Source organism: Xanthomonas citri pv. mangiferaeindicae, from assembly GCA_002240395.1.
Lineage (GTDB): Bacteria > Pseudomonadota > Gammaproteobacteria > Xanthomonadales > Xanthomonadaceae > Luteimonas > Luteimonas citri_A.
Genome location: CP016836.1, coordinates 278,462 through 301,837, shown reverse-complemented (window position 1 = coordinate 301,837; position 23,376 = coordinate 278,462). Strand labels below are relative to the sequence as shown.

Sequence of the window (23,376 nt, the reverse complement as noted above, 5' to 3'; positions counted from 1 at the left end):
GAAGCATTGGGGGAATCAGCGGGATTTGACGGGAGCGTCGAGCTTTTCGACGCGGCCGGTGATCAGCCACAGCGCGAGCAGCGAGGCCGGCACCAAGGTCGCCACCAGGATGAAGATCGGGGCATACGAGTCGCGGGTCATCGCCGGCACCAGCCAGGTGGTGATCAGCGTGCCGGCGACCGCGGCCATGCCGCCCAGGCCCGCCACCGAGCCGACCGACTTGCCGTGGAAGATGTCGCCGGGGAGGGTCTGGATGTTGCCGATGGCGATCTGAAAACCGAACAGCACGAAGGCGATCGTCAGCACGGCCCAGACCGGATCGGTCGCCACCACTGCGCCGATCAGGGCCGGGACCATGATCGCGCCGCCCAGGGTGATCGCCCATTTACGTGCGCGGTCCACACTCCAGCCCGCGGCGATCAGGCGCCCGGACAACCAGCCGCCGCCAAGGCTGCCGATCATCGCGCCGACATAGGGCACCCAGGCGAAGATGCCGATCTGTTTGATGTCGAAACCGAAGGTGTCGGCCAGATAGATCGGCAGCCAGGACACGAACAGCCACCAGATCGGATCGAGAAAGAAGCGCGAGGCGAGGATGCCCCAGGTCTGCCGGTGCCCGAGCAGCTGGCGCACGGTCGGCAGGTACTCCGGCCTGGGAGCGCCCGGTGCTTCGGCAGGCGCGTCGAGGATCAACGCGCGCTCGGCCGCGCTCACCCACGGGTGCCTGTCGGGACCTGCGCGGTAGATGATCAGCCACGGCAGCAGCCAGACGAAGCCGATCGCACCGATCAGCAGGAACGTGCCGCGCCAGCCCAGCCACAGGAACAGCACCGCGATCAGTGGGGCGGAGACGATGGCGCCGATCGAGGCGCCGGCATTGAACACGCCCTGCGCGAGCGCGCGCTCACGTGCGGGAAACCACTCGGCGTTGGCCTTGACCGCGCCCGGCCATGCGCCGGCCTCGCTGATGCCGAGCATGGCGCGCACGATGCCGAAAGACAGGATGGAGTGGGTGACCGCGTGCAGGGCGATGGAGATCGACCACACCACGATCGACAGCGCGAAGCCCAGTCGTGTGCCGATGATGTCGAACACGCGCCCGAACACGAACTGGCCGGCGGCGTAGAACAGCATGAAGATCGTCACCAGCAGCGCATAGTCCTCCTTGGTTGCGCCAACATCCTGCGAGATCTGCGGCCACATCACCGCCAGAGCGTTGCGGTCGATGTAATTGATCACCGTCGCGACCGCGATCAGGGCGACGATCAGCCAGCGCACGTAGGAACGGGTGTTGTTGGTCACCTTCATTTCGCGTCCTCGCCGATGGGCGTGTCGAAGCGTTTCCAGCCGCCCTGCCAATGCCATTGCTGACCGTCGCCGCTGACTTCGTGCGGGGTGCCCACTGCCGGGTCGTCGGCCACGCCCAGCGCGACGGTCTTGCCGCCGTCGAGATGCAGCACCAGCACGTCGGCGTCAGCGCCGCGGTGGTGAGTGATGCGGTCGATGCGGCTGTTGGCGCCGCGCACGGTCTCGGCCGTGCCGTCGTAGCAGCCGTGTGGTTCGAGCACGCCGAAGAACGTCGTGCTGGTCTGGCCATCCACGCGTTGCAGCAGCATCGGCTCGCGGCGCAGGTTGAACGAGGGATCGTTCGCGCCGCTCTCGCCAATCATCGCGCGCGAGGGTGCAGTGCTGGCGAACCGGTAGGTATAGAAGCGTCCGTCCAGCAGCCAGGTCAGGCTGCGCGCGTCGGTGCTCGGTTCGCTGCTGGCATCGATCCAGACGTGCTGATAGCCATTGGCCTTGCCCAGGACCGGGCGGGTGGTCACCGCCGACCGGGTCTGGAAGCCCACGTCCATGATGTGCCCATTGAAATGCAGGGGCAGGTCGTAGCGCGCCGGGGCATCGCCCTCCACGCGCAGCAGGTCCAGCACCACCGGCTCGCCAAGTGCCGGGTGGGACAGCAGCGCCTGGGTGCGGGTGAAGCGCACGCCTGGGTAGGCCGCGTCCATGCGTGCCGAGGCGATCTGCGTGTCGTCGGTGATGTCGAACAGCAGCGGCGTCGGCGCCAGCGCCTGGCCCGTTCTCCAGTCGCCGCCGAAATGACTCTGCTCGTTCACTACCAATGTGTTGTGCGCGATCGTCTGCCGCGCCCAGCTGCTGTTCTCGGGCAGATAGATGCCGCCTGCCTTGGCCTCGATGTTGAGGAAGCGCGCTGCGCCGTAGTCGGTGACCACGCGCTGGCCGTTGTCGTAGAACAGCCAGTTGAGCTTGTCGAAATGGCCGTGACCCATGCCCTGCTTGGTGTTCTTCATCACCAGCGTCTGGCCGTTCTCACCGCCCATGCGCAGGATCGCCAGGCCGCCTTCGGTGCCGTCGGGCCCGTCGCGAAGCAGCTGCGGCCGATAGTCGAAGGCCCTGGCTTTGCCTTCCTCCAGCGCACGGGCGACCTGGAGCCCTTCAGGCGACAGCAGGACGCGCCCCTGTCTTTCGGCGATCGAAAGCAAGTGCGCATCACCGGTCCGTGCGTAGGCGATGCCGATGCCGGCGACCAGCTCTTCGGTGTCCAGCCCTTTGTCGAGAATGGCGTCATTGATCGGGAAGAAGTAGCCGCCGTAGCTGCTTTGCACCAGCGCGTCGACGGCCTTGAGCAGGACACCGTCGCGGTATCGGAAGATGCCGCGCTGCGGATCGTTGCGCTCGATCGCATTGGCGAACAGGATGAAGGGCGCCAGTGCGTAGCGCTGGTAATAGGGGCCTTCCTCGTAGTAGCCGTCGGGCGAGAACAACTGGTCCACCTGCTTGAGGAAGCCGGCCTCGCCATCGCGCCGGCTCCCCATCAGGGCCTTCTCGACGTAGCTGTGGTCGCGCAGCACATAGCCGGTCATGCCGGTCGCGGCGACCGCCCAGGTCGCGTGGTTGTGGATCTTGTCGAAATTTTCCGGTGTGCCGGACAGGAAGTCCGCCATCGGCCGGAATACGTTGTCATCGATGGTGCTGCGATCGGCCGCGCTCAGGCTGTCGCGGATCGCGTCGTAGCCCTGCGCCGCACTGACCAGCCACACCGAATCATTGAGGGTCTGCCAGAACAGCCGGCCGGGGATCTGCCCGCGACCTTGCGGATGCGGCCCCAGGCCTGGATACAGCCTGGCGTAGGCGAGCAGCAGATCGCGCGCGAAGCTCGCGTAGGCAGGGTCGCCGGTCAGCCTGTACAGCGCACCGGCGGCCTGGATGGCCTGGTAATTGCGCTTGTGCTGTTCATGGGTGTAGCCGCCGCCCTTGTCCTGTGGCACCGGCACGTCGATGCCCGCGTCCATCATGGCCCGCACGCGCCGTTCGGCGCGCGATTGCTCCCGGGCGAACATGGGAAAGCGCGCGCCCTCTTGGCGCATCTGTGTCCACTGTGCGGCGGTCACCAGCACGGGGGCCGTCGCGTCGGAGGTGACCTGTTGCGTGGTCGTGGGGCCGGCCTGCGCGTCGGGCAGGCCGGCGGCGCTGAATGGAACCGTCAGCAGCAGGATCAGCAGCGGGGAGCGTGTCATGGCAGAGTCTCGGCAGGGGTGTCGGACTGCATCGCCGCTGTGGCGTCGTGCACGTTGCGTCGAATCTGCAGGCGAGGCCTGCCGACGCTGTGGCTGAAGCGCACGCGTCCGCTGTGCGCGAACGCGTTGTCGGCCAGGATCGCGTGCTGCACGCCGTGCAGGCGCAGGCTGGTGTCATCGGCCACGCCGACCTGCTCGAGCTGGTTGCCCTGGACGCGCAGGGTCGGGCCAAACGTGCTCTCGTCGATGCCGCCGCGATACAGATCCAGCACCGGGCCGCCGATACGCGCAAAGCGCGAGTGCAGGACATCGACCTGCTCGACGTTGTAGGTCCCCCGGTCATCGGTTTCGGCCGCCGCAGCGATCACGCTACCGGTGACGTCCTCGACTGTGACGCGGTTCAACGCGATGTGGGCAGCGAAGCTTCCCTTGCCGGTGGCGACGACATGGAAGGCACTGCCTGCCGTCAGCCCGTGGATATGGCTGTCGTCGATCTGCAGGGTGTAGTTGAATGCCTGGCCGTCCGACGGTACGCGCACCACGGCGTTGCCGGCGGCGTTCGGTGCCAGCGTGCCGTCGATGTCCAGCCGTGACAGCCGGAGTGACCCGCCGGCACGGAGTTCGAACAGGGTCGGGCGTGAGAACTGCACATGCGCATGGCCGCGACTCGGGCCGACGATGGTGAGCGGCTGGTCCAGCGCCAGTACCCGGTTGACGCGGTACAGGCCAGGCTGCAGTTGGAGCCGGTCACCGGGCTCGCTTGCGTCGATGGCGGCCGCCAAGCTGTCCTCGCCCGGCGCGACATCGTGTGCGATACCGCCGTCCAGCGCGGGGGTGGTCAGTGTCTTGGGATACCAGGCCACGCCCACGTCCTCGCGTGCGACGGGCGCCAGGTCACGCGGCGCACCGGCGTCGACGGCCGTCACCGGATACAGCAGGCCGTTGCTCGCGCGCTGCAGCGTCAGCGGCGCGCCGGTGACGCCGCCCGGAAAGCCCGGCGACACCTTCGGGCTCTGCACGTTTGCGCTGAAGGCGATCCCCGACAGATCACCCTGTGTCCGCAGCACTTCGCCGCTGCCATCGTCGATGACAAGATTGCCGGCGATGCGGCTGTTGATCGGCATCGCATCGCGCTCGTCGTCGAGCCCGGCGCCGAGAAACAGCTGGTGCACCTGCACGAAGCTGTTGCGCTCGATCACCGCATTGGCGACCTGTTCGTAACGGTTCAGCGGCGCATCACGAGTGCCCGCCATCAGGCTCAATGCGGCGGCGAAGTTGTCGCCGGCCACGCCTTCGAAGTAGTTGTCACGGACCGTCTGGTCGCGGTTGATCACCCGTACGCCGCCGGTATGCGCCTTGCCGTTACCGATGAATACATTGCGCTCGACCACGTTGCCGTGGCCATGGCGCAGCACCAGCGAGCCGCGCGACTCAAAGAAGACGTTGCCGCGGTATAGATTGCCGCCGGATTTGTTGGAGATGATCTCCACTTCGCCATCGCAGTGTTCGAACCAGTTGTTCTCCACCACTGAGTTGGAGTCGGACTGCGAATCGTGACTGGTGCCGATGCGGATGGTCTCGCCGCCGTTGGATCCCAGATTGGGGCGCGGCCCGAACCAGTTGTGGTCGATGCGGTGGCGGTTGTCCAGGCCACTGGTCGCGTTGCGCACTACGACCAGCGTGGGGCCGACATTCGTCTTGCCCACCAACTGGCTGTGGTCGAAGCGATTGTGTTGGCCATAGATCGCGACCCAATGGTCGGATTGCTGGCGGTCGGGATTGCTGTAGCCATCGATGACGATGCCGGTCACCCGGCTGTGCTCGGCCCATTCGCGAGACGAGCTCCGGAACGACACGACTTCGCCACTGGGCGCCCAGCCGTCGCGGAACACCAGGTTGGACACCTCGAGATACTTGCCGGCAAGCCGCAACTGGGATCGGCCGCTGAGGATGACCTTGCCGGGCGTCTGCGCTGTAAGTGTAATTGGTTGACCACTCTTGCCTTCCCCTCGCAGCAGAAGGTCGACATCACGCCAGATCCCGTCGGCCAGAACCACGGTGTCCCCCGGCTGCAGCGATCGTGATGCTTCGACAAAAGCGGCCTGGTCATGGACCAGATGCTCGGCACAGCGTCCGGGCAGCGCCACTGCCGCAAGTACTAGCCAGAAGCCGGACAAAAGGCCTCCCGGGACGGAGCCTCTACACGGAGTTTGAAGATTCAATGGCTTAGGTCCTTGCGGAGAAGCCGCACCCTGGGTTTCGACTGATCCTAACAGCTGACGGCGAAATTTGCAGACCTGTCTTGCATACCAGAACAGGACTTGATGGCCCGAGGTTCTCGCAATTCTATGCTGCATCTGCACATAAATTGGTATGACATATGCGCACAGGATGGTCCTGGAATTTATTAAGACCAGTTCGTTGACATTGGTCTGAAAAGAGTGAAATGTCTGCGTCGAATCCGTGTCGACGATCCATCCTGGGAGGGAGATCCGATGTTGCATGACCGCCATACCGCCTCGTCGAGAGGTCTTCATCGCACCGCGTTGCATCGCGCGTTGTCCTGCGCGCTGTGCGCGAGCGCTGGCTTGTCTGTGGCCCACGCGCAGAACGCCGACGTCCCCACGCCCGCGCCCGCGGCGCAGACCACCACGCTGGACCAAGTCCAGGTGACGGGTATCCGGGCCACCATTCAGACGTCCATCGACAAGAAGCGGGACGAGACTGTGGTCTCCGACGTACTGGCCGCCGACGACATCGGGGATCTGCCGGCGTTGTCGATCGGTGAGGCGATCGAAACCATCACCGGCGCCTCCACGCATCGCGAGAAGGGCGGCGCGTCGGAGATCTCGATCCGTGGTCTTGGCCCGTTCCTCGGCTCATCGACCTTCAATGGCCGCGAGGCCACCAACGGCAGTGGCGACCGCTCGGTGAACTTCAATCAGTTCCCGTCCGAACTGATCAACACCGTGTCGATCTACAAGACCCAACGCGCCGACTTCGTCGAAGGCGGCGTCGCCGGCACGATCAACATGGAGACGGTGAAGCCGCTGGCGTACGGCAAGCGCAACATCCAACTCGACGGTCGCGGCACCTGGCAGGCGTACGACGATCGGCTCAAGGACAACAACGGCGTGGGCTGGCGCGGCACCGCCAGTTATATCGACCAGTTCGACATGGGAGGCGCCGGCAAGCTTGGCATTTCGATCGGACTGCAGGGCCTGGAAGGCAGCAATCCCGAAGAAATGTTCTCCAGCAGTTCGACCTGGGTCGCCTGCGATGGCCGGGAAGTGGTCGGTGCCACCCGCAACTGCACCCAGGTGGACGGCAATGACGTGGCCGGCGGCGTGCCTTATTACCTTGCGCCGGGCAGTCGCATCTACCGGCAGTTTGTCGAGCACGACAAGCGCGATTCGCAGTTCGCCGCGCTGCAGTGGCGTCCCAACGATGCGGTCGAGGTGAACCTCGATTATCAGCACTCCAAACGCGACTACAGCGAAGACCGCTCGGACCTGTCGCTGTCTTCGATGATGCGCAACATCAACAACCGCGTGGTCAGCGACACCGGCGCGCTGCTGCACCATACCGGCAGCACTTCGATCGATTCGACCTCCAACTTCCTGGAGCGGGATGAGGAGTACAGCGGCGGCGGCCTGAACGTGATCTTCCGGCCGGGCCCGGCCTGGATGTTCTCCACCGACCTGTCCTACTCCAATACGCTGCGCAACCAGTACGAGCGCTCGACCCGCCTGCGTGCGGGCCGCACTGATATCCATGGAAATCCCGTGGCCGGGGTCAAGAACAACCGCTACGTCGACTACACCTACGACTACATCGGCGACGTGCCGAGTATCCATCTCGATCCGGCGTTCGACGTCAACAACTGGGACAACTTCACCGACTCGGCGCTGGTACGCCGCCGCCAGCAGACCCGCGAGCACACCATCCGAGCCGGTCGTTTCGATGTGGCATTCACCCTGGAAAGCGGCTTCTTCACTGCGATCAAAGGGGGGCTGCGTCGATCCGAAGCGACGTATACCGACTTCGACAACACCGTGGAACTGAGCACCACCAACGCCGGGGCAATCCGTGCAGCGAACCTCGCCTGCCGTCAACAGTTCCCGCAGGATGATTTCCTGGACAATGCCAGCGGCAATACCATCGACCGCTGGGCTTCGTTCGACAGCCGCTGCCTGTTCCGCGCCTTCACCGGCGTGGACGACACCGGCCCGAGCGATGATCTGCGTGATCCGGCCAACAACGATGTCACCGAGAAGACCAGCGCGCTGTATGTGATGGGCGAGTACAGCAGCGAGTGGTTCGGGCTGCCGGTGACCGGGAACTTTGGCGTGCGCTGGGTGCGGACCGATGTGCGATCGGTCGGGCTGCGAAGCGATCTGGATGTCATCGACAATCCCGACGGCACCATCACACTGCAACCCACCGGCGACTTCACCTCGCAGGTGCTCAAGTCCGCCGGCCACGAATGGCTGCCCAGCTTCAACGCCGCCTTCGAACTGCGTCCCGACCTGCTGCTGCGCGTGGGCGCCTATCGCGCGATGTCGCGGCCGGATCTGGCCGCCGAAGGCTATGGCCGCAGCTTCAACCTGCAGGACGTGGACACCGAGTTCAATAGCATCAGTGATGCCTTGCGCAGCATCAATGCGACCGGGAACCCGCGTGCCGAGCCGCTGATGTCATGGAACGGCGACGTGTCGCTGGAGTGGTACGCCAATGACGACACCCTGTTGTCGGGGGCGCTGTACTACAAGCAGTTCAATGGCGGATCGATGCCGGTGGTGGTCGACGAAACTTTCATCATCGACGGGCGGACTGTCGTCGTGCCGGTGCAGCAGCTGGCCACGAGTGACCAGACGAGCGATCTGTTCGGGGTCGAGTTCACCGCCTCCCACAGCCTCTCCTACCTGCCGGGCATCTTCTCCGGCCTGGGCGTGAAGGTCAGCTACAACTATGCCGATTCCAACTTCGAGACCGAGGATCTGCGTCTGGGCGCGTCCACCGACCCGATCAGCGGCGTGGTGACGCCGGGCATCGTCGAGCCAGCGAATATTTTCGGTCTATCCAAGCATGTGGCATCGGCCCAGCTGTACTGGGCGCTGGGCGCGCTGGACCTGCAGGCGATCTACAAGTACCGCTCCGACTATTACCAGCAGTTCGTGGGCGATCCGGCGCAGAACCGCTATGTGCGGGACACCGGGTCGCTGGATGCCCGGGCGACCTACAAGGTGAACAGAAACCTGTCCCTGTCGCTGTCTGCCAGCAACCTCACTGACGAGCCGCGGGTGTCGGACATGCCCATCCTGGGCAGCTTCCGCGAGTACACCACCTACGGACGGAGGTACTATCTGGGGCTGCGCTACCGCTTCTGAGCATCTCGCCGTGGTGGGCGCAATGACGCGTTCCAGCCCCCTGCAGCCAAGCATTCGATGATGTCCCAATCCCGCCTCTACCAGTCCGTTGCCGCAGAAATCGTCGCGCTGATCGAAAAGGGCGAGTTTCCGCCTGGGGCGCGCTTGCCTGGTGAGCGCGCCCTGGCCGAACGTCTCGGGGTCAGCCGCGTCACCGTGCGGGAGGCTGAAATCGCGTTGGAAGCGCAGGGCTTGATCACCATCAAGACGGGCTCGGGCGTGTATGTGAAAGCGCGATCGACGCAGGGGCAAGGCGCGTTGCCGGACGTCTCGGCATTCGACCTGACCGCCGCGCGCGCGGTCATCGAATCCGAGGCGGCGGCGATGGCGGCAAGTCGCATCACAAGTGCAGACATCGCCACCCTGGAGGGCCTGATCGCGGCGATGGTCGATCCGACGGCCAGCGATGAGGCCACCGGCGAGGCCGATCGCCAGTTCCACCTGGCGATCGCGCGGATCGCGGGCAATCCGGTGGTGGAGCACTGCATACAGCTGATCTGGCGCATGCGCAATGAACTGCCACGGGTGAAGCGCGTCTACGCCAACGTCTGTCACGACGACAGCGATGTCCGCAACGACGAACACACCGCGATCCTGGACGCGCTGCGGCAACGCGACCCCGCGGCCGCGCGCACGGCCATGCGCAATCACTTCCAGCGGCTGTTCGAATCGATGCTCGAGGCGACAGAGAGCGAAGCACTGGCTGAAATCCGTCGACGCATCCAGCAAGATCGCGAACGGTTCAAGGCCGCCACCGGACTCTGACCGGGGCGCAGCACGCAGCTGATGCGCCCTTGGATTGTGCTCCGGTCGGGTAAGCCTGCGGCCGGCTGCGGGTGGGGCGATCGATCGCGCGCTGCCCTTGGCCTGCTCAATGCGTCTTGACCCGGCGCGATGCCTGCGATTTGACGTGCACGTCAAGCGCACCGAAGAATCGGGGGCTGTGCGGCCATCGCCGCGGGGAGAGTGGAATGCGGCGTCGCGACTTCATGGCTTTGGGTGGGATCGGGCTGGGCAGCCTGCTCTTGCCAGGCGGGATCGGTCGGGCGATCGCGGCCGAGGAATTGGTCGGCACGCTCGACCCTGCCGTCAAGAAGCGGCTCGCCGACGTTGGCCTGCAGGCCGCGCGCGATGGCGGCGCCGGTTACTGCGATGTGCGCATCGGCCGGTATCTGCGCCAGTACGTGATGACCCGCGAGACGCAGGTGGAGAACGTCGTCAACGAGGAATCCACCGGCGTGGGCATCCGTGTGCTCGCCGACGGCGCCTGGGGCTTCGCGGCGACCAATGCGCTCGATCCCGACAGCGTCGCCGCGGCCGCGCGCCAGGCGGTGGGAATCGCGAAGGCCAATGCGCGCATCCAGGCGATGCCGGTGCAGCTGGCGTCGGTCGCGGGCGTGGGTGAAGTTGCCTGGCGTACACCGATCGCCCGCAACGGCATGGCGGTGCCGGTCGAGGACAAGGTCGCATTGCTGCTCGACGTCAATGCCGCCGCGATTGCCGCCGGTGCCGATTTCGTCGGCTCGCGGCTGTTCCTGGTCAACGAACAGAAGTACTTCGCCAGCACCGACGGCTCCTACATCGACCAGGACGTGCACCGGATCTGGGCGCCGTTCACGGTCACCGCGATCGACAAGGCCAGTGGCAAGTTCCGCACGCGCGATGGTCTGTCGGCGCCGATGGGGCTGGGCTACGAGTACCTCACGCCGGACCCCGCGCAGCGTTTCGATCTGCCCGGCGGCGTGGTCGCCTACGGCCGCGCCTACGACATGCGCGAGGACGCGGTGGCCGCCGCCCGGCAGGCCCGCGAGAAGTTGCGCGCGCCCTCGGTCCAACCCGGCCGCTACGACCTCGTGCTCGATCCGTCGAATCTGTTTCTGACCATCCACGAGAATGTCGGTCACCCGCTCGAGCTCGACCGTGTGCTCGGCTACGAGGCCAACTACGCTGGCACCAGCTTCGCCACCCTCGACAAGCGTGATGCCGGCTACCGCTGGGGCAGCGAGATCGTGAACTTCGTCGCCGACAAGACCCAGCCCGGCAGCCTGGGCGCGGTCGGGTATGACGACGAAGGCGTGCGGTGCAAGCAATGGGACCTGGTCAAGGACGGCATCCTGGTCGACTACCAGGCCACGCGCGATCAGGCGCATCTGCTGGGCAAGACCGAGTCCGATGGCTGCAGCTATGCTGACGCCTGGTCCAGCGTGCAGTTCCAGCGCATGCCCAACGTCTCGCTGTCGCCGGGCCGGTCGCCGCTGACAGTGCGCGAGATGATCGCCGGCGTCGAGCGTGGCCTCTACATCCACGGCCGTGGCTCTTACTCGATCGACCAGCAGCGCTACAACGCCCAGTTCGGCGGCCAGCTGTACTACGAGATCCGCGATGGCGAGATCGCCGGCATGGTCGAGGACGCCGCCTACCAGATCCGCACGCCGGAGTTCTGGAACGCCTGCAGCGCGATCTGCGATGCACGCGACTATCGCCTGGGCGGTTCGTTCTTCGATGGCAAGGGCCAGCCCGGCCAGGTCTCGGCGGTGTCGCACGGCGCGGCGACCGCCCGCTTCGACGGCATCAATGTGATCAACACCGCACGCTCGCTGTAGCGGCGAGCGGGGGCGTCGGGGCGATGCGGGGTCTGCATCGCCCGACGCCGGGCCGCTACAGCGACTGGCAGATCGCGAGCGCGACCTCGCCGAACGACGGCGGCGGCTGCCCGGCCATCGCATGCGCAAGCGTCTCGACATGACGGACGCGGTCGGCACCGGCGGGGTGATCGCCACTGGCGTGTTCGTCGAAGATGCCGTTCTGCCGCCAAGCCCGCACGCTGGCCAGGACCTCGGGCCAGCCGTGCCCGATCCGCGTCAACAGGTAGGCGGAAGCGAGATCGGCGATGACTTCGGTGGCGGGCCCGCTGATGCCGTGCAGGCCGATGTCGGCGAGGATGCGTTCGCTCATGCCGTGCCCGGCCTCGTGGGCGAGTGCGAACTTGATCGCGACCTCGTCGTCCAGGCCGAGCAGGCCCTGGCTGGCCTCGATGCCGTAGCCGCCGGTCGCCGGCGCCAGGTTGCCATTGGGCTGGGCGCCCGGCACTTCCATCACGACTGGCACCATCGCCTCGCCGAACACGGTTGGCCTGTTGCCGTCGTAGAACAGCTCGGCGCTCACGTCGAGCAGGGCGGCGACGGCCGCGCTCGCCTGGGTCGGGGTCAGTGGCATTGCAGTCTCTCCTGGGGTGAATGCATCCGGTCGCGGATGCGGGACGCGCAGGGTCGCCGCGGCCGCGCGCCAGCGGCATCGGTCGTGTGCCGGGTTAAGCCGGCACGATCGCCGAGTCGGCGATGCGTCCAATCCGACGCCAATGGCGGGCCTGTGCCATTCGTCACTGGACGGGGCGGGGCGCGGCATGTCATCAATCCAGACGGCGCGTAGGGGACGCGTCGCATTCATCGCCACGTCCGCGCGCGCCGCGGACCCTCGCTTTTCGGGAGAGCTGCTGTGCATAGACGCGATTTCCTCGCCCTCGCTGGTGTCGGCGCGGGCGGCCTGTTGCTGCCCGCCGTCTTCGGCAAGGTGATTGCCGCCGAGCAACTGCTGTCCACACTCGATGTGGGTTTCAAGAAACGACTGGCCGATGCCGGCCTGAATGCGGCGACCGCCGCGGGCGCGAGCTACTGCGACGTGCGTGTGGGCCGGTATCTGCGGCAGTTCGTGATGACCCGCGAGGACAAGGTCCAGAACGTGGTCAGCACCGAGTCGACCGGCGTGGGCGTGCGCGTCGTCGCTGGTGGGGCCTGGGGCTTTGCGGCGACCAACACGTTGACCGAGCAGGGCGTGGCCGAGGCCGCGCGCCAGGCGGTCGCGATCGCGCAGGCCAACGCCAAGGTGCAGACCGCGCCGGTGCAACTGGCGCCGGTCAAGGGCGTGGGCGAGGTCGCCTGGCGCACCCCGATCGCCCGCAACGGCATGGAGGTGCCGGTCAAGGACAAGGTGGACTTGTTGCTGGGCGTCAACGCCGCGGCGCTGTCGGCCGGGGCCAGCTTCGTGAATTCCACGCTGTTCCTGGTCAACGAGCAGAAGTACTTCGCCAGCACCGACGGCTCCTATATCGACCAGGACGTGCATCGGATCTGGGCGCCCATGACGGTGACCGCGATCGACAAGGCCAGCGGTAAGTTCCGCACACGCGAGGGCCTGTCGGCGCCGATGGGCATGGGCTTCGAGTACCTCGACGGGGCCGCCGCGGGCAAGGTCGTCTCGCCCAATGGCGTGGTCAACTACAGCACCTCCTACGACATGCGCGAGGATGCGATCGCCGCGGCGCGCCAGGCACAGGAGAAACTGCGCGCGCCGTCGGTCAAGCCCGGTCGCTACGATCTCGTGCTCGACCCCTCGCACACCTGGCTGACCATCCACGAATCGATCGGCCATCCGCTCGAGCTCGACCGCGTGCTCGGCTACGAGGCCAACTACGCCGGTACCAGCTTCGCCACGCTCGACAAGCGCGAGCAGCGCTTCCAGTACGGCAGCGACCAGGTGACCGTGTTCGCCGACAAGACCCAGCCCGGGAGCCTGGGCGCGGTGGCCTACGACGACGAAGGCGTGGCGACCAAGCGCTGGAACCTGATCGATGCCGGCAAGCTGGTCGATTACCAGGCCACGCGCGACCAGGCGCACATTCTGGGCAAGACCGAGTCCGACGGCTGCAGCTACGCCGACGCCTGGTCGAGCGTGCAGTTCCAGCGTATGCCCAACGTCTCGCTGGCCGCCGGCCGCACGCCGCTGAGCGTTGAGCAGATGATCGGCGATGTGGAGAACGGCATCTATATCGTCGGCGACGGCTCGTTCTCGATCGATCAGCAGCGCTACAACGCCCAGTTCGGTGGCCAACTGTTCTACGAGATCCGCAACGGCAAGATCACCGGCATGATCGAGGACGTCGCCTATCAGATCCGCACGCCGGAGTTCTGGAACGCCTGCGTGGCGGTCTGCGACGAGCGCGATTACCGCCTCGGCGGTTCGTTCTTCGACGGCAAGGGCCAGCCCAGCCAGGTCTCGGCGGTCTCGCACGGCTCGGCGACCGCACGCTTCAACGGCATCAACGTCATCAACACCGCGCGTTCGCTCGGCTAAGGAGTTCCGACCATGACCATCTTCACCGAAGCCCAGGCCCGCGAACTGCTCGAGAAGACCGTCGCGCTGTCGACCGCCGACGAGTGCACCGCCACGCTGTCGGGCTCGATCGACGGCAACATCCGCTTCGCGCTCAACAACGTGTCCACCAGCGGCATCGTCAGCAATGCCGAACTCAGCGTGCAGGTCGCCTTCGGCAAACGCGTGGGCACGGCCAGCATCAACGCCTTCGACGACGCCTCGCTGCGCAACGTGGTCAAGCGCGCCGAAGACCTCGCCCGGCTGGCGCCCGAGAACCCCGAGTTCCTGCCGGCGATCGGCAAGCAGGACTACCGCGCCAGTCCGACATTCAGCGAATCGACCGCGGCGATCACGCCCGAGTTCCGCGCGCAGGTTGCGGCCGATTCGATCGCGCCTTGCCGGGCCGAGCAACTGGTCGCCGCCGGCTTCCTCGACGATGGTCGCAGCTTCGTCGCGTTCGCCAACAGCAACGGCAACTTCGGCTACCAGCAGGCGACCAACTTCAACTACACCTGCACCGTGCGCACCGAGGACGGCCGCGGGTCGGGCTGGGTGGGGCGCAACCTCAAGGACGCCAGCGCATTCGACGCCGGCCGCGACGTGCGCGTGGCGATGCGCAAGGCCAGCGATTCGGCGCAGGCCCAGGCGCTGGAGCCGGGCAAGTACACGGTGATCCTGGAGCCGGCCGCGGCGGCCGGGCTGATCTCGTTCATGATGCGCTACTTCGATGCGCGCACCGCCGACGAGGGCCGCAGCTTCCTGTCCAAGCGTGGCGGTGGCAACAAGCTCGGCGAACAGGTCTACGACCCCCGCGTGAGCATCGTCGCCGACCCCTGGCATCCGGAGGCGCCGGTGCTGCCGTGGGATGGTGACGGTCTGCCGCGCGAGAAGATGGCGATCATCGAGAACGGCAAGGTCGCCAACCTCGACTACTCGCGCTTCTGGGCACAGCAGCAGGGCAAGCGCGCGGTCGGCCGGCCGGGCAACCTGCTGATGGCAGGTGGCGACAAGTCGACCGCCGACCTGATCGCCGGCACCGATCGCGGCATCCTGGTCACCCGTACCTGGTACATCCGCATGGTCGACCCCCAGACCGTGCTGCTGACCGGGCTGACCCGCGACGGCACGTTCTACATCGAAAACGGCGAGATCAAGTACCCGCTGAAGAACTTCCGCTTCAACGAATCGCCGGTGATCATGCTCAACAACATCGACGAACTCGGCCGGCCGGTGCGCGTGGGCGGCGACGAGTCGTCGATGGTGATGATGTTGCCGCCGATGCGCTTGCGCGATTTCACCTTCACCTCGCTGTCGGATGCGGTCTGAGGCGTCCGCATCGCGGGTGACGCCGATGTCCGGGCGGCGGCCGCCTGGGCATGACCTGCCGCAGGCGCGGCCCCGCCCGAGCTGGGGCGGGGCGGGGCGATGAAGCGGCGTCACGCGCTGCAGTGGGTGCTGGGCGCGGCGGCCGGGCTGGCCCTGCCGCCGGTGCTGGCGCAGTCGGCGCGCTACGATTTCTGGTTCACCCGGCTGCGCTACGAGTCGGGCGACTGGGACGTCGATGCGCGGATGCCATCCAATGTGATCACCTCGCTGATCGACTACACCGACCTGCGCGTCGATCCGACCGAGCATGTGGTCGCGCTGTCGGATCCGAAGATGCTCGCCGCGCCGTTCTGCTATCTCGCCGGACATCGCCTGGTCGAGTTCAGTCCGGCCGAGCGGCGCAACTTCGAGCGCTATGTGCGCAGCGGCGGTTTCGTGTTCGTCGACGACTGCAACCACGACATCGACGGCCTGTTCGCCAAGTCGTTCGAGGCGCAGATGGCCGCGATCTTCGGCGGATCGGCGATGCGCAAACTGCCGAACTCGCATGCGCTGTATCACAGCTTCTTCCGCTTCCCCGATGGCCCGCCGGCGACTGGCTTCGAGCTCAACGGCTGGGGCGACGATCTGGTGCACGATTACCTCAAGGGCATCGAGATCGATGGCCGGCTGGCGGTGCTCTACAGCAACAAGGACTACGGCTGCGAATGGGACTACGACTGGCGCAACAAGCGCTTCCTGGCGCAGGACAACACCAAGTTCGCGGTCAATATCGTGATGTACGCACTGACCGCATGACTTCCGCTTCCGCAGGACCTGCCGCATGACCGCGACCACCCCCACCGAAGCCGACCTGCAGGCGCGCTTGGCGCAGCTTGACGCGCTGCGCGATGCGATTGCGCGCGCTGTCGTCGGCCAGGCCGAAGTTGTCGAACAACTGCTGGTGGCGCTGCTCGCCGGCGGGCACGTGCTGCTCGAAGGCGTGCCGGGACTGGGCAAGACGCTGCTGGTACGCACGCTTGGCCAGGCGCTCGACCTCGACTTTCGGCGCGTGCAGTTCACGCCCGACCTGATGCCCAGCGACCTGCTGGGTACCGAATTGCTCGAGGAGGACCATGGCACCGGGCGGCGGCATTTCCGTTTCCAGGAAGGGCCGGTGTTCACCCAGTTGCTGCTGGCCGACGAACTCAACCGCACACCGCCCAAGACCCAGGCCGCGCTGCTCGAAGCAATGGCCGAGCGCACCGTCAGCCATGCCGGCGTGACCCGCGCGCTGCCGCAGCCGTTCTTCGTGCTGGCCACGCAGAACCCGATCGAGCAGGCCGGGACCTATCCGCTGCCCGAGGCGCAGCTCGACCGTTTCCTGCTGCATGTCGCGCTGGGCTATCCCGATGCCGATGAGGAGCAGGCGATTCTCGCGCGCACGACTGGCGCTGCCGAGGCCGAGGTGCCGCAGGTCATGGACGCCGCCGCGGTGCTGACCCTGCAGGCGCTGGTGCGCCAGGTGCACCTGGGTGAGGACCTGCTGGCCTGGATTGCGGCGTTGGTGCGCGCGACCCGACCGGGTGACGGGGCGCCGCAGATCGTGTGCGACTACGTGCGCTGGGGCGCCGGACCACGCGCCGGGCAGTCACTGGTGCTGGCCGCCAAAGCACGCGCGCTGCTGCATGGCCGGCTCGCGGCGACGCGCGAGGATGTCGCGGCCTTGATCGCGCCAGTGCTGCGTCACCGGCTGGTGCTGTCGTTCGCGGCCGAGGCCGGACAGATCGACGCCGATGCGGTGGTCGCCGGCCTGCTGCGCGCGCTGCCGGCACCGGACCGCTGAGCGCCGCGTGGTGGCCGCGAGCCCGGCAACGCCGATGTCGCCGGACGGCCCGTCGCCAGGCGACGGGCTGACGCCCGCGCTGCGAGCCTGTCTGGCGACATTGCGGCTGCGCCCGCGCCAGGCACGGGGGCGCGACGGCCTGGGCCAGCACGCCAGCCGCAATCGCGGCGCCGGCCTGGAGTTCGCGCAGTACCGCGCCTACGAGCCCGGCGACGAACCACGGCAGATCGACTGGAAGCTCTACGCTCGCAGCGATCGCTTCTTCGTGCGCGAGGCCGAGCGCGAGAGCCCGGTCCGGGCCTGGGTGCTGCTCGACACCACCGCATCGATGGCCCAGGCCGACGAGGCTGCGCCGCAGCGCACGCGTCTGGAGATCGCGCGCTTGCTGGCGACCTGCGTGGTGGAGATCGCACAGCGCCAGGGCGATGCCTGCGGGTTGGCGACCTGTGGCGGTGCCGGCATCGCGCTGGTCGCCCCCGGCATCGGGCCGCGGCAACGCGACCGCTTGCGCCACGCGCTGGTGCACGTCACGCCGGCCGGCGGCTGGCCCGATGCCGCGACGCTCGCGCCAGTCTGGGGCCGCATCGCGCGGGGCGATCTGGTTGTCGCGATCGGAGACTGGTTCGATGCAAGCGCGGTCGACGCGCTGCTGCAGTTGGCGCGGGCTGGGCGCGAGGTCATTGCGCTGCAGGTGCTGACCACCGACGAACGCGATTTCCCGTTCCGCGATGGGCGCCGTTTCGTCGATCCCGAGACCGGCGAGGCGCTGCTCGGAGACGGGCCGGCACTGCGCGCCGAGTACCTTGCGCGCTTCGGCGCGGCGCAACGCGCGTTGGCGGCTCGACTGGCCGGCGCTGGCATCGCGTTCGCGATGCACGTCGCCGATGCGCCGCCTGAGGGCGTGCTGCGCGCGTTGTTTGGCGAGCGCACACGATGAGCTTCGGCCTGCTCGCACCGGCTGCGCTCGCGGCGCTGGCCGCACTGTTGCTGCCGCTGCTGTTGCATCTGGCGCGCCGCGATGCCACGCGGCCCACGCCGTTCGCGGCATTGCGCTGGTTGCGCGAGCGGCCGAAGCCACACCGACGGCTGCGCTTCGATGACTGGCCACTGCTGCTGGCCCGCCTGCTGCTGCTCGCATTGCTCGCACTGTGGCTGGCATGGCCGGTGTTGCATGGCGGCGCGGCCCTGGCGCGCTGGACGGTTGTCGTGCCGGGTGTGGCGGCCGACGCGATACCGCCAGCCGATGCCGACTCGCCGGTGCGTTGGCTGGCGCCGGGCTTTCCGCAGGCGCGCGACACCGTCGCACCGACCGGTCCCGTGCCGATCGCCAGCCTGCTGCGCGAACTGGACATGATGCTTCCAGCCAGCACCGCGCTGACCGTCGTCGTGCCCGAGACCGTCGACGGGGTCGATGGCGGGCGCGTGGTCTTGTCGCGCGCCGTGGACTGGCGGCTCGTGCCGGCGTCGTCCGCGCCGGGTGCGACACCCCGCGCGCCATGGCCGCAGCTCGATGTATTCGGCATCGCCGACGGCGATCCCGCACTACGCGTGCTGGCGGCGATCGCCCACGCCTGGCGTCCCGACGATGGCGATGCGCTGCGACGCGTAACGTCCGGCGAGACGCCGCGCGCGGAGGCCACGCTCGCATGGTGGAGGGCCAGCGCACCGCCACCCGCATTGCTCGAGGCTGCGGCGGGCCGCGCGCTGTTGCTGGGCCCGGCGGCGTTGCTGCCCGAGGGCACGGACTGGCACGCCAGTGTCGATGACGCGGGTTTCGAGCGTGCGGCCTGCGGTGCGGCGACCTGTGTGCGCTGGCGCGGCACGTTCGACCCGGCGCACGACTCGGAACTGCTCGATCCCGGCTTCCCCGCACGACTGCGCGATCGTCTGCAGCCGGGGCCGGCGCCGGCGCGCATCGCCGCGGCAGACCTGGCACCCGCCAGCGGGCTGACGGCGTATCCGCCAGTGCCGCGCGACTTGCGGCCGTGGTGGGCGCTGCTGGTCGCGCTGGCATTCGCGCTCGAGCGCTGGCTGGCCGCCGCCGCGCGTCGGACGACGACCGCATGAGCGTCGTATCCGCACTGCTGCGCGTGCGCGCCGCGGCGCGTCGGCGTGCGGTCATCGGTGTCGTGCTGGTGGCGGCGCCCTTGGTGGTTGGTCTGGCCGCGCTCGCCTGGCGGATGGCCGACGGACCGGCGGCGGCCTGGGCCGTGTTGCTGGTCGCCGCGCTCGCCGCGGTCATCGGCACACGCCGGGTCCGCCGTATCGACCGCCGTTGGCTCGTGCACCGGCTCGATGCCGACCGCCGCGACATGGAGGACAGCGCCGCACTGCTGTTCGCCGACCCCGCCGCGCTTGCGCCGCTGGCGCAACTGCAACGTGCGCGGCTGGAGGCCCGACTCGCCGCGCGGCCTTGGCACCCGCCGTCGGCGCCCTGGCCGTGGCGTGCGCTGTTCTTAGCGTGGTCGGTGGGTGCACTGCTGACTGTCGCCGTGCTGGCATGGCCGACGGGCGCGGCTCCCGGGACGATCGACAGCGTGCCCGCGCGGGCCGGAGCACCGGACACGCCGGCGCTTCTGTCGCAGGCGCTGCGCATCTACGCGCCGGCCTACACGGGCCAGGCACCGCGGACGCAGGCCGAACTCGACGCGCAGGCCACGACCGGCGCGACCTTGCGTTGGACGCTGCGCTTTGCGCCGCAGCCGCAGCGCGTGGCCCTGCAGTTCCACGATGGCCGCGAACTGGCGTTCGTACGCCAAGACGAGGACTGGACGGCGACGCTGCGGCTCGACCGCTCGTCGCTGTACCGCATCGCGGTCGATGGCGACACCGACGGCATTCCCGCGCGTGCGCAACCCTGGCGGCTCGAGGCCGTGCCCGACCGCCCGCCCGAGGTGCGCGTGCGCGCGCCCGAGTCGACGCTGTCCACGTACACCCGCGGACAACGCGCCTGGGCGCTGGCGTTCGAGGCGACCGATGACTTCGGCGTCGCGGCGGACGCGCGCCTGCGCATCACCGTGACCCGCGGCAGCGGTGAGGCGATCACGTTCGAGGATCACACGCGTACGCTGCGCGGCAGCGGCGATGCGCGCGCGCGCGCATTTGCGGCGACGCTCGACCCGATCGCGCTGGGCCTGGAGGAGGGCGGCGATCTGGTCGCCCAGCTCGAGATCCGCGACAACCGCGTGCCCGCGCCACAACAGGCCCGAAGCGCCAGCCTGATCCTGCGCTGGCCGCCGCCGACGCCGCCCGATGCCGACGGACTCGAGGGCCTGGCGCGCGACGTGCTGCCGGCGTACTTCCGCAGCCAGCGCCAGATCATCCTCGATGCCGAAGCGCTGATCGCCGAGCAGCCGCGACTGGCGCACGAGACGTTCGAGACGCGCTCCGACACGCTCGGTGTCGACCAGCGCTTGCTGCGGCTGCGCTATGGACAGTTCCTGGGCGAGGAATCGGAAGGCCATGCGCGACCGCCACCGACCGCCGATGCCGACGACACGCCGCCCGCGCCGCGCAAGCCATTGCCGATCGACGATTTCGGTCAGGGCGATCCGGCCACGGACGAGGCGCCGGCGCAGGCGGCGCGCGCGCACGACGACACGCACGACGACCACGACCACGATCACGATCACACACCGGCTGAGGTCACGACGTTCGGCCGTGCCGACGACGTGCTCGCCACCTTCGGCCACACCCACGACCTGCCGGAAGCAGCGACGTTGCTCGACCCGAAGACGCGCGAATTGCTGCGCGGCGCGCTGCGCGAGATGTGGCAATCCGAGCTGCACTTGCGCCAGGCCGCGCCGCGCGAGGCGCTGGCACCGGCGAATCGTGCGCTGGTGCTGATCAAGGAGGTCCAGCAGGCCGACCGCATCTATCTGGCGCGGGTGGGCACGGCGCTGCCGCCGGTCGATTTCGCCCGGCGGCTGGGGGGGAGCGCGACGGCATCGCCCCCCGCGCGGTGCCAGGTCCGGCGACGGTCGCGCTCGACGCCCCGACGGCGGCCTGGCAGGCGCTGGCCTGGAACGAGGCCTTCGATCCGGCGGCGCTCGTCGCCTGGGCACAGACGCAGCCGCGCGCGCTCGACGACCCGCTTGCGTTGCTGGCCGCGATCGATGCGCTGCAGCGCGATCCTGCCTGCGCCGCATGCCGGCAGGCCCTGCGCGGGCAGCTGTGGCATGTCTTGCAGCGTCCGCTGCCCGCACCGCCGCGTCGCGCTGCGATCGACGCGATGGGCGCGCGCTATCTCGATGCGCTGCGGGAGGATGCGCGATGACGCCCGAGCGCTGGTTGCTCCCGCTGTTGTGTGCAGCTGCCGCGCTGTCGATCCTGCGGCTGGCGATCGCGCATCTGCGCGCACCGCGCGAGACCCGGCCCGCCGCTTGGCGCACCTGCGTGCTCGCCACGCTGACAGTGGTCTCGGCGGGATTGTTGGCGCTCACGTTGCAGCCGCCGCCGGTACCAGCCGCAGGCGGCGGGCTGGTGGTGTTGACCGCGGATTGGGACGACCTGCCGCTGCCCGCGTCGCAACCGGTCATCGCATTGCCCGAGGCCGGCGAAGGCCCGTCCGGGGCACTGCGGATGCCCGATCTGGCGACCGCATTGCGGCGTCACCCCGAGGTGCAGGCGCTGACGATCGTCGGCGCCGGGCTGACGGCGCGCGACCGCGACGCGGTCGGCGATCGTGCATTGGCGTTCGTGCCGGCGGCACTGCCTGACGGCATCGTCGCCCTTGAGGTGCCGCGCGGCGTCGCGCCGGGCGCGCGCTTCGAGGTGCGTGGCCGTGTCGCCGGCCTCGATGGCGCGCAGGTCGCATTGGTCGACCCGGCCGGCCGCATCGTCGATACCTCGGCGCTGGACGAGGCGGGCGGTTTCCGCCTGGCCGGTACCGCGCGCGGTGTCGGTGCGGACCTGTTCGTCGTGCGCGTGCGCGATGCCGACGATACCGAACTGTCCCAGGTCGAGGTGCCGGTGATGGTCGAGGCGGCGGCGCCGGTGCGCGTGCTGTTGCTCGCCGGTGCGCCGAATCCGGACCTGCGCGCGCTGCGACGTTGGGCCGAGGACACGGGCCTGCGCCTGCGCTGGCGGGTGGCCCTGGGCGGCGGCACCGGTGTCGGCGATGCGCCGGCGCTCGATGCGGCCGGCTTGGCCGAGCAGGATCTGGTGCTGCTCGAAGCGCGCGCATTCGACGGCCTGAGCGCTGGCGCGCGCACCGCGCTGCGCAGCGCGGTGGCGAATGGCCTCGGCGTGCTGGTGCATGCACCGCAGCCACCGTCGAGGGCGTTGCACGACTGGCTGCGCGGCACCGGGCTGGCGATCGACGCGGCGCCGGCTCGCACCTGGCGTCCCGACCCGGGTCCGACCGATGCGACGCGGCTGCGCGCGTGGACCGGCCCCGGCAGCGACGATGCGCCATTCGATCCGCTGCTGGCGGGCGAGGCGCCACCGGCGCTGGCCTACCGGCCTTTGGCTGGAGGACTACCGGGCAGCGAGGACAGCCCGCCGGACATGATGCGCTGGCAGGCCTGGGGCCGCGGCCGCATCGGTCTGGTGACGCTGGCCGACAGTTGGCGCCTGCCGCTGGCCGGCCGCGCCGATCTGCACGCGGCACTGTGGAGCGGCTGGGCGGGCACGCTGGCACGTGTCGGCGACCAGGCCGCAGTCGCGGTCGAGGAGCCGGCCTGGGTCGGCAAACGCGCCGCGCTGTGCGGGCTCGGTCCGAACGCGCAGGCGATCGCCCCGGACGGGCGTGCGATCTCGCTGTTGCGCGATCCGGCGGCGCGCGACTGCGCCGGTCTGTGGCCGCGCGTCGCCGGCTGGTATCGCATCGTCGATGCCGATCGGCGCTGGCCACTGCGCGCGCGCGCCAGCGACGAGGCTCCGGGCCTGTGGGCCGCGCAGCAGCGTGCCCGCACACAGGCGCTGGTGCGCGCGCCCGCGGGCGACCCTGCACCGCAGGCCACCGCGCCCGGCTCGAGCTGGCCCTGGGCGCTGGCCTGGCTGTTGGCGACCGCGGCGCTCTGGGCGCTCGGCCGTGCACGGCTGGGGCGCGTAAAGCTGAGCCCACCAGGATCGCCTAATCTTTCGGCCTGACGAAGGAGGAACG

At 68.5% G+C, this 23,376-nt stretch carries 14 protein-coding genes and 1 pseudogene; 11 read left to right on the top strand and 4 right to left on the bottom strand.

Annotation, left to right across the window (positions count from 1 at the left end; translation table 11 throughout):
- Positions 1-15 precede the first annotated feature (15 nt).
- Genes BEN78_01365 through BEN78_01355 form a run of 3 tightly spaced genes read right to left on the bottom strand, consistent with a single transcriptional unit; the run spans position 16 to position 5,716 of the window.
- The gene (locus BEN78_01365) at positions 16-1,308 is read right to left on the bottom strand and encodes an MFS transporter (protein ID ASR42255.1); all 1,293 of its coding nucleotides are present in this window, start codon (positions 1,306-1,308) and stop codon (positions 16-18) included.
- Positions 1,305-3,539 carry an alginate lyase gene (locus BEN78_01360; protein ASR42254.1) on the bottom strand — a complete coding sequence of 745 codons (2,235 nt, stop codon included), beginning with the start codon at positions 3,537-3,539 and terminating at the stop codon, positions 1,305-1,307. The genes BEN78_01365 and BEN78_01360 overlap by 4 nt, the downstream gene beginning before the upstream one ends.
- Entirely contained in the window at positions 3,536-5,716 is a 2,181-nt protein-coding gene (locus BEN78_01355) for a TonB-dependent receptor (protein ID ASR42253.1), read from the bottom strand. The genes BEN78_01360 and BEN78_01355 overlap by 4 nt, the downstream gene beginning before the upstream one ends.
- A gap of 318 nt (positions 5,717-6,034) precedes the next feature.
- On the opposite strand from BEN78_01355, the gene BEN78_01350 reads away from it, so the two are divergent.
- The 3 genes from BEN78_01350 to BEN78_01340 all read left to right on the top strand — a co-directional run bounded on the left by BEN78_01350 (position 6,035) and on the right by BEN78_01340 (position 11,571).
- Positions 6,035-8,929: a TonB-dependent receptor gene (locus BEN78_01350; protein ASR42252.1), complete on the top strand. Its 2,895-nt coding sequence runs from the start codon at positions 6,035-6,037 to the stop codon at positions 8,927-8,929.
- 60 nt (positions 8,930-8,989) lie between these two features.
- The gene (locus tag BEN78_01345) at positions 8,990-9,733 is read left to right on the top strand and encodes a GntR family transcriptional regulator (GenBank protein ID ASR44824.1); all 744 of its coding nucleotides are present in this window, start codon (positions 8,990-8,992) and stop codon (positions 9,731-9,733) included.
- 206 nt (positions 9,734-9,939) lie between these two features.
- Positions 9,940-11,571, top strand: coding sequence for a TldD protein (locus BEN78_01340; protein ASR42251.1), 1,632 nt, complete (start codon positions 9,940-9,942; stop codon positions 11,569-11,571).
- Between the two features lie 55 nt (positions 11,572-11,626).
- Here the strand turns inward: BEN78_01340 and BEN78_01335 are convergent, their stop codons facing one another.
- Entirely contained in the window at positions 11,627-12,184 is a 558-nt protein-coding gene (locus tag BEN78_01335) for a hypothetical protein (protein ID ASR42250.1), read from the bottom strand.
- Positions 12,185-12,463: 279 nt separating this feature from the next.
- Between BEN78_01335 and BEN78_01330 the strand changes: the two genes are divergently transcribed.
- From BEN78_01330 to BEN78_01295, 8 genes and pseudogenes are all read left to right on the top strand, one after another.
- Entirely contained in the window at positions 12,464-14,098 is a 1,635-nt protein-coding gene (locus BEN78_01330) for a TldD protein (protein ASR42249.1), read from the top strand.
- A gap of 12 nt (positions 14,099-14,110) precedes the next feature.
- Complete coding sequence (locus tag BEN78_01325; protein ID ASR42248.1) at positions 14,111-15,445, top strand: peptidase C69; 1,335 nt, start codon at positions 14,111-14,113, stop codon at positions 15,443-15,445.
- A gap of 99 nt (positions 15,446-15,544) precedes the next feature.
- On the top strand, positions 15,545-16,243 hold the full coding sequence (locus tag BEN78_01320; protein ASR42247.1) for a twin-arginine translocation pathway signal: 699 nt from the start codon (positions 15,545-15,547) through the stop codon (positions 16,241-16,243).
- Between the two features lie 25 nt (positions 16,244-16,268).
- Positions 16,269-17,270: an AAA family ATPase gene (locus BEN78_01315; protein ASR42246.1), complete on the top strand. Its 1,002-nt coding sequence runs from the start codon at positions 16,269-16,271 to the stop codon at positions 17,268-17,270.
- A 34-nt stretch (positions 17,271-17,304) separates the two neighbouring features.
- Positions 17,305-18,207: a hypothetical protein gene (locus BEN78_01310; GenBank protein ASR44823.1), complete on the top strand. Its 903-nt coding sequence runs from the start codon at positions 17,305-17,307 to the stop codon at positions 18,205-18,207.
- The gene (locus BEN78_01305; GenBank protein ASR42245.1) at positions 18,204-19,337 is read left to right on the top strand and encodes a hypothetical protein; all 1,134 of its coding nucleotides are present in this window, start codon (positions 18,204-18,206) and stop codon (positions 19,335-19,337) included. The genes BEN78_01310 and BEN78_01305 overlap by 4 nt, the downstream gene beginning before the upstream one ends.
- Positions 19,334-21,546, top strand: a pseudogene (locus BEN78_01300) (hypothetical protein). Before BEN78_01305 ends, BEN78_01300 begins: the two are co-directional and overlap by 4 nt.
- Entirely contained in the window at positions 21,543-23,363 is a 1,821-nt protein-coding gene (locus BEN78_01295) for a hypothetical protein (GenBank protein ID ASR42244.1), read from the top strand. Before BEN78_01300 ends, BEN78_01295 begins: the two are co-directional and overlap by 4 nt.
- Positions 23,364-23,376: the final 13 nt, after the last annotated feature.